Here is a 14,422-nt window from a genome sequence, read left to right on the forward strand (position 1 = left end):
TAATCTGTTAATTTGAAAATTTTAAAGCATAATAAAACGAGTATGTAAGATTTAAACGTATCCTTATTGTGGAAAACCTTGCCATATTCATTTCATCTTTTCTGTTTTTCAAAGGGTTATTGATTCCATCGATACGATACAACCGACTGTGCCGGAACATCATAAGAAAAATGGTTATTCCGGTCGCTTATGGTTATTAGTTTTTTTTCATCCGTATCGTTCATCAGAACAAATGCAAAGGAACCGTCCTTGTTTTCAAAAGCGCTGTAAATGATGCCATCGGCTTCATATCCTGACGTACCGATGCGAACAGCTCCGGGTTTTACTACAGCTGCAAGATGCCCTATAATGTAATAATGCGAATTGCGGGTAATCGTTTTATAATCATCTGCACTAATGTCAACCGCTCCAAAGCAGGTTTGGCACCCTCCTTCTCTGTTGGGGCCACGATTTGAATCAAGCATCAGATTCCAGACAATGACTGCTCTACACCATTTGTTCACGGTCTCCAGAGCAACGTGCTGCATATCGTCCATCAACCTTTTTGACAAATTTCTGCCGTCATTCCATGTGCCGATAGAAGTTTCAGTAAAAATGAGCTCCTTATGGGATGCCTTTTCATGAATATCGAGTAATTCATCGCTCACACCACCGTAATTATGGTAGGCTGCACCTGTAATATACTGTTCTGCTTCTTCATCCTGATATATCTTAACAGGATAATCCTGTTGATCACTCATGTTGTCATAATTGTAGTTGTGATCAAAAATATAAAGTTTTGTGTCCAGACCAGCTTCTTCAAGTGTCGGGCCCAACACTTTTACAAACTCACGCTGTTCTTTCCATCCCATAAACAGAGAAGCCGAATTACCCCTGTTCAACGGCTCATTCTGAGGGGTAATGGCATCAATGTGGATGCCGTGTTGTGCAAAAGCCTGTATCCATTTCACAAAATAGGTCGCATACTCGTCGTAATATTCGGGGTTCAGATGCCCGCTGGTCCATGAGTTGTAGGGTTGCAAATCGGTCAGGTTATTCACCTTCATCCATCGCGGACTGGTCCATGGAGAGCCCAAAATTTTAAGATCGGGGTTAATCTCCAATACCTCTTGCAGGACAGGAATAACATAATCGAGTTCTTCGGATTGCAAACCAAAGTTTTCAATACCTGGAGTGTCACAGCATGTATATTCGCTGAGGGAAAAATCGGAACAACCAACAGATATGCGAACATAACTGTATCCCATTCCTGTATTATGCGAAAAGGTTTCCTTCAGGAACGTTTCACGGTCAGCTGCATCCATTTGCATCAGGTTATAGCATGATGATCCGGTAAGAGCTGCACCAAACCCGTCCATTTCCTGATATCTGACAGCAGGATCGATGGTAATAGTAGTCGGTGACATATTGGAAGTTTCACTGAAATCCACAGCTCTTTGGGCAAAATCGTAAGCCCGGTCAGAGGTAGTGATGAATAATTTCACATCCCCGGTTTCCTTTACTTCGGGAATCGTTTCGCCCGCATCATTGTCCTTATCTTCCGAACATGCACTACACGACATAAGCACCAATCCCATTATTAAAACATATAATATTTCCTTGATCATTATCGAATTATTTTAAGGTTCTGTACAAAAAACTCATTGATCTTTTCATGCAGACATCAGGTCATAAGTATCAAAACCATTACAAATACCTGAACATGTTTTTAATAGCCCGGATTCTGATCAAGATTAGTATTAGCATCCAAAACTGTCTGTGGAATTGGAAGCAGTTCAGAATTTTCTGTATAGGGTCTTGCCTGCGGTAACCTTCCGCTATCGCGATCGTTGATTGAATTCATCACAATTTGCAGTTTACCGTTTCGGATGAGATCGAACAATCGTTGTCCTTCAAAAGCAAGCTCTAACCGGCGTTCATTCAATACAGCATCCACCATTTGATCTTTGGATGATTTAACAGATTCCGGCAATCCTGGAAGATTAACTCTTGCCCTGATTTGATCTACAATAGATGCAGCTGCATCAAGTTCGCCGTTCCAGACCAGCGCTTCCGCCTTAAGCAGCATAATATCAGCCAGTCTCAATTTAATGATACTATTGTTGCTGGAACGGATTTTGTACATAAAAGGATAATGATCAGACGGATAGTACAAACTCCATCCGGCCTCGTAATAAACTATCGACTGATTCATCCGGATGTCATCTCCTTCCTCTTCAAAAGCAGATATGAGGTCTCTTGAAGGTGTTACCCATTTTGCCCATGAAAAATTCTGGTCCCAGTCGAGCAAATTGCGACCAAACATCCATGTCACCCAGTTTCCACTACCAGTAAAAAACTGAACCTCAAAAATAGATTCGGATGTATTGCGCGCGGCAATATCGGTGCCTGCCTCATTCATTCTAAAAAGAAGGGAATAATCATCAACCAGAGAGAATCCGTCATCAATAACAGAGTCGCAATAAGCAATCACCTTATCATAATCACGAATAGGTTCTTCAATATAGGCTTTGGCCAGAAGAGAACGGGCAACCGCTTTGGAAAGTATTGTTTTATCCTGACTTACTTCCGGCGCATCAGGTATGGCTGAAGTAAGGTCCTGTATAATTTGCTGGTATGCTTCCTGCGGTGTGTTTTGAGAGGGAAAATACGTCGGATAAACTTCTTCGATATTATCTGCTGTAATATCTTCGGCCTCTTTGGTGATTACCGGAATGTTTCCCCAAAACCGTACCATATCGAGCATAACCATCGCCCTGAATATTTTCGCCTCGGCCTTCCATTGAGCTCTTTCTGCATCGGAAAAAGAGGGATCGGGAACCAAATCTATATTTTCTATAATGGAATTGACATAAGCAATATCCTCCAGATAGCGGTTCCAGTCGCGTGTTATCACACTGTTACCCCCGTCCAGCGAATTATTTTCGAAAGGCATAACTTCGGCGCCTACAGTACCAGCATAAGCATTATCAGAACGTACCTCTGTAATCATTAAATAATCGAGATACCAGTGTTCCTGCCGTCCTCTGAAAAGTTCGTACATACCTTCATATTGAGAAAGCATTTCACTGCGGGTTTCAAACTTAATGCGGTCTCCCGAATCATTGGAACGTCCCAGAGTCACTTCCGAGAATTCCGAAACGGGGTCTTTGTCCAGAGAGCAGGAACCCAATACCAAAAGCATCAGAATACCTATTACTTTTGTTAATATATTAATTCTCATAACATTAATCGATTAAAATTCAACATTAACACCAAAAACAAACGATTTTGTCTGGGGATAAGTCCCCCAGTCGATGCCCTGAACGGCACCACTATTTCCCCATTGGTTAACTTCGGGATCCATACCCGAATAGTTGGTAAGAGTAAGCAGGTTGGTAGCTGTTACATAAGGCTGCAACCTGGCTATTCCCAGCCGGCTTAGGAAAGCTTTTTTAAACTCATAGGCAAGGGTAATGTCTTTTACTCTTAAATAGCTGCCATCTTCAACAAAATAAGAAGATGTTTTGATATCAAATCCGGCTTTAGGCGTATCGGTGATCTGGCCGGGAATTCTCCAACGGTCGAGAACCTCTTTCGACTGATTCTTGCCGTCATACATACCTTCAGTTTCGATACGCGAAGCATTGTAAATGTCGTTGCCATAACTTCCCTGGAGCAATAGGTTCAGAGAAAAGCCCTTGTAGGAAACAGTATTGGTCATCCCAAAAGTAAAATCAGGATTGGGGTCACCAATATAAGTCCGGTCAGTAGTAGAAATAATACCATCTTTGTTGACATCGCGATACATTAACTCCCCTGTTTCGGGATCAACGCCATCGCTGATGTATCCGTAAAAGCCGCCCAATGGTCTCCCGGGTTCAATGCGAACTGCATATTCATTGACAAATTCACTTGTGACAGCATAGTTGTAAACTTTGGTCAGCTCAAGAGCAGTCAGTTCATTGCGATTGAATGAGATGTTAAAATCGGTATCCCATCTGAAGTTTGGGTGTGTTATGTTGTGAGAATTCAACATGAACTCAAAGCCGGTATTTTTCATTTCACCCTCATTTCGACTTATTGTATTTGCAGCCGCTGATCCTGCAGGAAGATCTACATTCATCAGCATATCTGTGGTCTTCTTATAGTACCAGTCCATGTTAAATGTCAGGCGATTTCTTAAAATAGTAAAATCAACGCCCACATTTGTCTGGGTAGTGGTTTCCCAGGTAAGATCGGTGTTACGCAAATTGGCCTGTCTAAGAATGACCGTGGCATTCTGGTTACCTTCCTCCCACCAGTTTTGGCGAATAATATTGTAACGTTCCAAATAGGCATAGTCGCCAAGTCCCGACTGATTACCGGTTTGTCCCCATCCACCTCGAATCTTCAGATCATCGATCCAGTCAATACCGGACATAAAAGGTTCGGATGATAAACGCCATGCTGCTGAAGCAGATGGGAACCAGCCCCATCGGTGATCGGGATGAAGCTTGGAAGAACCATCGGCACGCATATTTAAAGTCAACAAATATTTGTCGCTGAAGTTGTAAGCCAGACGACCAAACCAGGACATAATAGTCCACTCGGAGGCAACTGTACCATTGTCTGGCGATATTTTATTGGCGGCATTCAATGTTTTTATGCTTCCATCACGATAATGAGAAGCACTTTGATAACTCTGCGACCATTCAGAGGTGGTTCCGGAGCTGCCCGCCATTAAATCAAAACTATGATTGCCAAAAGATTTGCTATAGTTCAGTACATTATCATAGACCATTACCGTACTAAGCGAGCGGGTGTCGCCGCCCAGTCCGTAATTTGATCTGCCCCAGGATGTTTTAACCGGGTCAAGGAAGGAGACAGAGTGATTATAGCTCCTGTCAAGAGTGATAGAAGATTTCAAATTCAGACTGGGAGCAAATTTTATCTCAACATGTCCTGTAGCAAGTAAACGTTGAGTATTGGATTCATTGTCCTCACTTCTTGACATGTTTTCAACAGGATGTGTAATGTTTACCCCGTAAAAATTGTTGTAATACTGGTCAGGATTTTCGGGATCCCATATTGGCGCATAGGGTGGTGTATTAATTACCGACAAGACGACGCCTGCCCGGTTTGCTCCTGTTCCTGAAATAATACCATTCCCTGTATAATCTGAATAGGAAATGTTTGCACCAACATTCAGCCACGGACGTATTTCATTCTCAAGGTTAGCTTTGAAATTGTACCGTTCAAAGAACGATACCTCAATAATACCTTCTTCACGGGTATAACCGCCGGTTATATAATAATTCATTTTTTCATCACCATTGGAAGCAGAAATCTGATAATTCTGTGTCAGTGCTGTTTGGTAAGTTTCATCGTACCAGTCAGTCTGATCAGTGAGATTATCGGGCAAAGTAATGTTCAGCTCCATATCGCTCAGCAATTCACGATATTGTTCAAGATTCAAAGGTTCTATTTTATTGGTTAAGTCTGTAATGCCAATATGACCGTTGAAAGTAATTTTTGCTTCGCCAGAATCTCCGCTTTTGGTTGTAATTATCACGACTCCGTTGGCAGCACGCGATCCATAAATAGCTGCTGAGGATGCATCCTTCAATATCTGCATGCTTTCAATATCATTCGGAGAGAGATAAGAAATATCGGTCATTGGAACCCCGTCTACAACATACAAAGGATCGTTATTACCATTTAAAGAAGTTGTACCACGAACCCGCACAACCATGCCTGCATCCGGAGACCCGTTGGGTTTAATGACAGAAACTCCAGCAGCACGTCCCTGAATGGCTTGTGCTACATTTGTGATAGGTTTCTTTTCCAGTTCCCTGGTAGAAACAGTTGATATGGACGTGGTGACATCCTTTTTCTTTACGGAACCATAACCGATCACTACCAGTTCATCAAGGGTAGCCAGCTCTTCCTCCATTTGAAGATTGATGACGGTACGGCCGTCAACCGGAATTTCAGTTGTTTTCATCCCGATGAACGAAAATACAAGCGTTGCTTCAGGATCAGCAGAAATGCTGTATTCACCATTCATGTCGGTGATTGTCCCCGTAGTAGTTCCTTTTATAATGACCGAGGCTCCTGGTAAAGGCATATTCTGCTCATCCGTAACAGTCCCGCTAACTGTCAGTTCCTGAGCCACCCCCTGCTGAGTAAACATGAAAAGCCCAATCAAAAGGAGTAAACTGCATAAGATTTTTCGTTTCAAAATTCTCGTTTTTTTCTTCATTGCATTTTGTTTTAGTTAACATTGCTATTTTCTCTGACGGTATGTGAAGAACTATTAAAAATTCAAAAGCGAAGTAAATTTTTCGACAACAAGAAAAGAAAAAACAGCTTACATCTTAGTTACACCATGCCGAAGAAAAGCACATTCTTTTCTACTTCATTCCAGTATATATTACTGATTTATTGATGATAAAAGAAATAAAACAGGATTACTGATGGAGGAAAATGTTGCTTGTATATTTTTCTACATTGGTATAAAAAATAGTCGAAGGTATTTATCGAAAAACCTGCCCGGAGTTATCAGAAGAACTCGCATATTTGGTTTTATCCATCTTCTTTAACGAAACGAGTATGACAAAGTTTATACAACAAGGATATGTATAAGTTCTTGCATGCGAGTTCCATCCGGCCTTAATAAATAAATTTTATACGGATAAAAATGCTTGCTATGCAAGTTTCAATTCGAAAGTGAAATGAATTTCATCACGAACCTCAAATAGCTTTTTTCGTACAAGAGCCTGTAAACTTACTCATTGCTTTTACAAACAATGACAATCATTGATCTTTCGCAACAAATTATTAAGACAAAAATAAGCTTGCTTAGGTGCACGGTATTTGGAGGCTTTTGCCATATTTATTTACACTTTATCCAACTAATATCTCTATATTTTATTTATTTTTAGCATTTAGGAAGTTATTCAGCATATCCTAACATAGACAAGTCAAAATCAAACAGGCTTTTAAAAATTAATTAAAATATTCCCTTCTGTAATCTTTATTAATAAAGAGATGCAGAAGGACTTTAAAAATATTATGCAAAAAAACGAATATAAAAACAAAAATCTCACCAACATGAAATTACATTTTTCAATACTCATTATTCTTATTTCCGGCTTCTTATGGAGTTCATGCTCAGAAGCCGAAAAGAAACAATTCGCTCAAAATCCGGTAATTTTTGCCGATGTACCCGATATTTCCATCATTCGCGTGGACGACACCTACTACATGAGCAGCACCACCATGCACATGAGCCCGGGCGTGCCCATCATGAAATCCAAAGACCTGGTCAACTGGAAGATTGTCAACTATGCTTACGACACTTTGGCCAACAACGAAGCGCTGCGTCTTGAAAATGGCCAGAATGCTTATGGACTGGGGTCCTGGGCAAGCAGCCTGCGTTACCATGAAGACACATTCTATGTTTCTACCTTTTCGGCAACATCGGGGAAAACACACATTTATAAAACAACTGATATCGAAAAGGGCCCCTGGGAAGCCATCAGCTTTGAGCCGGTTTTACATGACAACTCTCTCTTCTTCGATGACGACGGTAAAGTTTATATGATATATGGCGGCGGCGATATCCGTATTGCAGAGCTAAAAAAAGATTTATCCGGCATCAAACCTGATGGTATAAATCGGGTAATTATTCCTGATGCCGGGAAGGTGGCTTCCGATAACCTGATGCTCCATGCCGAAGGTTCCCAGGTAATAAAACACGACGGCAAATATTACGTTTTCAATATCACCTGGCCCCGGGGTGGAATGCGAACAGAGATAGTACATCGTGCCGACCAGATTACCGGCCCTTATGAAGGAAAAGTTGTCCTCGAAGACCGCGGAATTGCTCAGGGCAGCATCATAGACACCCCCGAAAGCGACTGGTATGCATACATGTTCCGCGATTATGGCTCTGTAGGCAGAATCCCATACATTATACCCGCGAAATGGGAAGACGGATGGCCTGTCTTGGGGAAAGACGGAAAAGTACCCGATACACTGGATATTCCTGTTAAAAACATCGGTGTTTCCGGTATTGTTACATCGGATGACTTTAATGTCGACAAGCTGGCACTTGCCTGGCAATGGAATCATAACCCCGACAATCGCTACTGGTCTTTAACCGAAAGAAAGGGCTATTTGCGGCTGACCAACGGGCGCATTGATGACAATGTGGAGCAAACCCGAAACACCCTGACGCAACGCACTTTTGGCCCTGTAAGCTCCGCCTCTACCGCCATTGAAGTTGAAAACATGAAAGATGGTGATGTTGCAGGTATCGTAGCCTTGCAGAAAAGATACGGATATGTGGGCGTAAAAATGGAAGACGGTTCCAAATCAGTGATCATGGTTAGCGCCGAAACGGAAGAACCCGTAGAGCTGGAAAGTATTCCTCTGGAAAGCAACAAATTATGGTTAAAAATTGATTGTGATTTCAGAAACAGAAGAGATAAAGCCAGGTTTTATTACAGCCTGAACGGCGTGGATTGGAAGCCAATTGGAGAAACCTTGCAAATGGCTTACACCTTACCTCAACACTTTATGGGATATCGCTTTGGCCTGTTCTCTTTTGCCACCGACACAACCGGAGGTTTTGTCGATTTCGATCATTTTAAAATTAGTGACAAAATAACCGATGCAATGAAAGATTGAATCCGCCACCTGAGCCTCGTTTTCGCACCAGGGAAACCGGTGATAATACTAAGGAAAGACACCTTCGTGATAAGGTGCCCGTCAATAAAAAGCCGGGAAAGTTTCTTATTCATTATATGTCTGTTCAGAAAGTGCCGGTTGAAAAGCTTGCGAAACCGCCAAAAACGGGGTTTACTTTTCATAAATGAGTATTTTGGCGACAAGCATGACACAGTAAATAACACTTTATGGACAGACATTATTTAAATTTCTGCAAACTCCAATAAATCATGAGAAAATTAAACATTATATCAGCGATACTCCTCAGCTTCTTTTTGGGAGCTTGTGCCAAAGAAATGGCACAAAAAACTGACCTTAAATTATGGTACGATAAACCGGCTAATGTATGGAATGAAGCGCTTCCCATCGGTAATGGACGCCTGGGAGCAATGGTATTCGGCGATCCCGCCAATGAAAAAATCCAGCTGAATGAGGAAACTTTTTGGTCAGGTGGTCCCTCGCACAACGATAATCCTAAAGCGCTTAAAGCGCTTCCGAAAGTAAGGCAACTGATTTTCGAAGGTAAATACTATGAGGCCGAAAAGATGGTTAATGAAAGCATGGTTGCAGAACAGTTGCATGGCTCCATGTATCAGACCATAGGTAATTTAAACCTCTCTTTCGACGGACATGAAAACTACACTAATTATTACCGTGAACTCGACATTGAGAATGCCCTTTTTTCGACAACATATACAGTAAATGATGTGAACTTTAAACGGGAAGTTTTTGCCTCTTTCCCCAATCAGATTATTGCTGTAAAGCTATCTTCCGACCAACACGGAAGTTTATCCTTCACTGCCAGTCTGAACGGGCCTCTGGCAAAAAACACGCAAGTATTAGATACCAACATCCTGGAAATGACGGGCATATCGAGTTCCCACGAAGGTGTGGAGGGGCAGGTAAAATTCAACACCCGGGCTAAAATCCTGAATGATGGCGGAAAAATAAAGACTGATGGGAACAAAATTACCGTAACAAAAGCCGATGAAGTGGTCATCCTGATATCGATGGCCACCAATTTTGTTGACTACAAGACACTATCCGCGAATGAAAATGAACAATGTCAGAAATTTCTGTCAGAAGCCTCGCAAAAATCTTTTGCAGAATTAAAGAACGCCCATATCAAAGACTATCGTAAATACTTCACACGGTCTTCTCTAAATCTGGGCACGACACCAGCCAGCGAGTACCCCACCGATGTCAGAATTAAAAACTTTTCTCAGACCAACGACCCCGCTCTGGTGGCACTCTATTACCAGTTTGGACGTTATTTGCTGATTTCGAGTTCTCGTCCGGGCGGTCAGCCGGCCAATCTGCAAGGAATATGGAATAACAGCACACATCCTGCCTGGGACAGTAAATATACTATCAACATCAATACGGAAATGAATTACTGGCCGGCCGAAAAATGCAATCTCACTGAATTGCATGAGCCCCTTATACAAATGGTCAGAGAGCTGTCGGAAACCGGCTCACATACTGCCCAAACCATGTACGGATGCGACGGATGGGTAACTCACCACAACACGGATATCTGGCGTATTTGCGGAGTAGTAGATGGTGCCTTCTGGGGCATGTGGCCCATGGGAGGAGCATGGCTTTCTCAACACCTGTGGGAAAAATTCCTTTACAATGGCGACATGAAATATCTCGCATCAGTCTATTCAATAATGAAATCAGCATGTCGGTTTTATCAGAATTTTCTCATTGAAGAACCTGTAAACGGATGGCTGGTAGTTAGTCCGTCCGTCTCTCCTGAGAATGCACCCGCCGGTCGTCCTTCAATCACTGCCGGCGCAACCATGGACAATCAAATTCTGTTTGATCTTTTCTCCAAAACGATAAAAGCAGCAACTTTACTGAATCAGGATGAAAACCTCATCAGCGATTTCCGAAATATTCTGGACAGCCTGCCCCCAATGCAAATAGGTCAATACGGACAATTACAGGAATGGATGGAAGACCTGGACAGCCCTGAAGATAAGCACCGTCACATCTCCCACCTGTATGGTTTATATCCTTCCAACCAAATCTCGCCCTATTCCTCACCCGAATTATTCGAAGCAGCACGCACGACACTCCAACACAGAGGAGATGTATCCACTGGTTGGTCAATGGCCTGGAAAGTCAACTTTTGGGCGCGTATGCTCGATGGCAATCACGCCCGTAAACTTATCAAAGACCAACTGTCACTGGTTGATCCGGGAAAAGACGGCCGAAACGGTGGAACCTATCCCAACCTGTTGGATGCGCATCCCCCTTTTCAGATAGACGGAAATTTTGGTTGTACCGCAGGAATTGCTGAAATGCTGCTGCAAAGTCACGACGGAGCCATACATTTTTTACCTGCCCTCCCCGATGAATGGAAAAATGGAGAGATAACAGGACTTAGAACACCGGGAGGATTCGAAGTCAGTTGTAAATGGGAAAACGGCCAACTAATTAAGGCCGAAATAAAGTCGACACTGGGTGGAAATTGTAGAATACGGGTTCCGAACGATATTGCTTTGAAAGATGGTGCAAAACTGAAACAAGCTTCCGGCACAAATCCAAATCCTTTCTTTGAAAAGGCTAAAATCAAAGACCCAATAATATCAGAAAAGGCCGAATTAACAAAACCCAGGTTGCCCAATACTTATTTGTATGATTTTCCAACTGAGGCCGGGAAAACGTATACTATTGTAAAATTAGAGCATAACCCCGAAGATGTCTGAAAAGACCTATTTTTATTCTGTGGGTCTCAGTACCTGCTTCGGGAGAATTTTCAGACAATCCCGACAGTTACCACAGGGCGAAATAATCCTATGCAAAAACTATGGATTGGTTTTAGATTGTTTGGAATGAATACATGAGCCCGGTCTAAAAAGCATCTTTGTTGCCAAACTCATTGTTGTTTTAAATTTTTGCATCCTCATTAACAACAAGTTAACTCCGATACAAAAATTTAAAACGCCTTGATTTTGACAAAAATATGCTTTTTATACTGCACTCATAACTGTTAAACATCAACCCCCAGCAGAGCATTTAACCCAAAACCCACCAAAAAGGAAAAGGCAGCAACCCCCATACTTATTGAAGCCATTTCCCAAAATCGTTTTTTAAAATCAAGATCTTTGACAACAGAAACATAATAATTAAACCCCCAGATAATTAATAATGCAAGAACAAGAACAATTCCTAATGCCACAAATTTATTATCCACAAGGAAAAAAGGGAGAATGAGCAAGATAACCGTTGCCAAATACGAAATGCCGGTATAAAGAGCAGCTTCTTTGGCCCGCGGATCACCTTCTGTCTTAGTGGAAAGAAACTCCGACGCTGCCATTGAAAGAGCGGCCGAAATACCCGTAACCAATCCGGCGATGGAGATTATTTTGGTTTCCCCCAGGGCAAGAGTAAATCCGGCCAAAGCCCCTGTTAATTCCACAAGGGCATCATTAAGCCCTAAAACCACCGAACCGACAAAAGTAAGATTGCCGCCTTCCAGCATTTTCAGAATTTCCTTTTCATGTTCCCCCTCTTCCCTGGCAAAATCTGCCGCCTCGGGAAAATATCTTGCCTGACGGACATAATTATCTGCGCCGGTACCTTCCTTTTCCTCCATTAGTTTCAAAGCAAAGGACAAGCCCAGAAAACGCGCCAGTAATAAAGTCCGGTACAGCCGCCACTTATCGGGTTTCACCTGTTGCCCGGTTTTTGATTCCCAAAAAGCTGCATGTTGTTTTTCCTGACCTGCAATACGGTTGAGAACCTCTGCATTTTTTGAATTTTTAGTCTTTCCGGCGAGTCGTTTATAGATATGATATTCTGTTATTTCTGTGCGCTGCGCAGCAAGCGCATACTTTCTGGCCTGAGCATCCATTTTTCTGAATTTTTATAAACTGCGTACAGTATAAACTTCTAAAATACTTACTCCGCCAAATTTACGAATTTCGTTTGAGAGCGCCTGTCGTGCCAGCCAGAATCTTCACCTCGCCAGAAAATATAAAGCCTCAAAAGGAATAAAACGACACAAACTTCGAACAAAAATCATTTTAAACCCGGATGGTTTGATCTACTACCCTGATTTTAGTAATGAGCCCAGTCTAAAAAGCATCTTTATTGCCAAACTCGTTGTTGTTTTAAATTTTTGCATCCTCATTAACAATAAGTTAACTCCGGTGCAAAAATTTAAAACGCTTGGATTTTGACAATAAAGATGCTTTTTAGACTGCACTCAGTAATATATTTTGTTATTGTCCTGCCACCGGCAAATTAATTTCCGAAACCTGAAAGGTGCCAGGCTTAACAACTCTTTGCAATTTCGCATTAATGAACGAAAGATCATCTTTTGATAAAAAAAATCATGTGTCTTTTCAGAAATAAAAAAATTTTTCAATAATTATTTTCTCTCGCTCTTAACCACATAAGCCGCTAACAAAAGATATAGCATGCCGGCCAGAATAACCAGCATTCCACCTGTTTGTCCAATAGCATCGGAGGCCAGCCCCATTAATGGAGGCAGGATTGCGCCGCCAGATACGCCCATGATCATCAGACCCGATATCTCATTTCCCCGCTCAGGACGATTCTGTAGGGCCATTGAAAAAATAATAGAAAAAATATTGGCAATGGCGAAACCGATAACGGCTACCATTATCAATATAAGTACAATACTCTGACTAAACAACATTATTACCATCGCTGTAATCGCTGAGAGCATGCTTATCCTGAAAAAACGGGTAGCCGAGAACTTTGCAAGCAAAATGGCACCCGTCAATGCTCCCACCGTACGGGCAGCAAAGTACAGGCTGGTTCCCAAACCGGCCTGCTCAAGAGGCAAACCTGCCCGCTCCATCAGAAATTTCGGTGTTGCCGTATTCATGCCGACATCGACACCTACAACAAATAAAATACCCAGAAAAAGCAATAAAATGGTTCTATCTTTTAACAAACCAAAAGCTTCTCCAAACGAGGTGGTTTCCTCAACGCGCTCATCCCGCGGAATAGGGGTCAACAAGAGCCAAAGACCCGACAACATCGTTACTCCGGCAAATACCGGAAACAACATCTTCCAGTTGCCCAACGTGGCTGCTGCAAAGCCAGCTATAATCGGGCCCAGAAACGAAGCAATGGCCTTAATGAACTGCCCCAGTGTAAGCCGGCTGGTCAAATGTTCCTTACTGACGACATTCGACACAAGCGGATTGAGCGAAACCTGCAAAATGGTATTACCGATGCCAAGCAATGCAAAAGCAAAAAGTGCCATTCCATAGCTATAAGCGATTAAAGGCACCAGCATTGCTATAAAAGTGATGACCATACTCAGCAAAACCGTATTCTTCCGGCCTAACTTGTTCATCAATAGTCCTGTAGGCACTGAAAAAACAAAAAACCAGAGAAATACCATCATCGGTAACAAATTCGCCACCGAATCGCTCAAATTAAAGTCTTTCTGGACATAACTGGTCGATATGCCTACCACGTCGACGAAGCCCATAACGAAGAACCCGAATAATACGGGGAGTAGTTTTGATAAGGATGTGTTTGTATTCATAAACAATATATAAATTAGTGTGTATCTATGAACTCTCAAAAATTTTCACAAAATGTGTGACTGTCCGGAAAGTGCCGGCTGCAATGCCTGCCTCAATATCACCGGGGGCTTTCGAAGTCCGAAAATACCGAGTCCCGATTGTGCTTTTTGCTGTTTTTTTTTTGAAAAACCCTACAAAAGCTACCTCGG

7 protein-coding genes are annotated in these 14,422 nt (G+C 42.2%); 2 read left to right on the forward strand and 5 right to left on the reverse strand.

The genetic code is table 11. The annotated features are described in order from the left end of the window. Positions 1–116: 116 nt before the first annotated feature. The 3 genes from ATH1_RS0107605 to ATH1_RS0107615 form a co-directional block, all read right to left on the reverse strand. Positions 117–1,607 carry an endo-1,6-beta-glucanase gene (locus ATH1_RS0107605; protein ID WP_010419725.1) on the reverse strand — a complete coding sequence of 497 codons (1,491 nt, stop codon included), beginning with the start codon at positions 1,605–1,607 and terminating at the stop codon, positions 117–119. A 101-nt stretch (positions 1,608–1,708) separates the two neighbouring features. Further along, entirely contained in the window at positions 1,709–3,223 is a 1,515-nt protein-coding gene (locus ATH1_RS0107610) for a RagB/SusD family nutrient uptake outer membrane protein (protein WP_029164016.1), read from the reverse strand. Between the two features lie 12 nt (positions 3,224–3,235). After that, a complete protein-coding gene (locus ATH1_RS0107615) occupies positions 3,236–6,202 on the reverse strand; it encodes a SusC/RagA family TonB-linked outer membrane protein (protein ID WP_245531743.1) in 2,967 nt (988 codons plus the stop codon). 872 nt (positions 6,203–7,074) lie between these two features. Here ATH1_RS0107615 and ATH1_RS0107620 point away from each other — a divergent pair. Together ATH1_RS0107620 and ATH1_RS0107630 are read left to right on the forward strand one after the other, a co-directional pair. Further along, positions 7,075–8,655 carry a glycoside hydrolase family 43 protein gene (locus ATH1_RS0107620; RefSeq protein WP_029164017.1) on the forward strand — a complete coding sequence of 527 codons (1,581 nt, stop codon included), beginning with the start codon at positions 7,075–7,077 and terminating at the stop codon, positions 8,653–8,655. Between the two features lie 269 nt (positions 8,656–8,924). After that, a complete protein-coding gene (locus ATH1_RS0107630) occupies positions 8,925–11,411 on the forward strand; it encodes a glycoside hydrolase family 95 protein (protein ID WP_010419737.1) in 2,487 nt (828 codons plus the stop codon). Between the two features lie 284 nt (positions 11,412–11,695). Here the strand turns inward: ATH1_RS0107630 and ATH1_RS0107635 are convergent, their stop codons facing one another. Next, entirely contained in the window at positions 11,696–12,559 is an 864-nt protein-coding gene (locus ATH1_RS0107635) for a VIT1/CCC1 transporter family protein (RefSeq protein WP_010419739.1), read from the reverse strand. 519 nt (positions 12,560–13,078) lie between these two features. Next, positions 13,079–14,233 carry an MFS transporter gene (locus ATH1_RS0107640; RefSeq protein ID WP_029164018.1) on the reverse strand — a complete coding sequence of 385 codons (1,155 nt, stop codon included), beginning with the start codon at positions 14,231–14,233 and terminating at the stop codon, positions 13,079–13,081. Positions 14,234–14,422 lie beyond the last annotated feature (189 nt).

This window comes from Anaerophaga thermohalophila DSM 12881 (genome assembly GCF_000191885.1).
GTDB lineage: Bacteria > Bacteroidota > Bacteroidia > Bacteroidales > Marinilabiliaceae > Anaerophaga > Anaerophaga thermohalophila.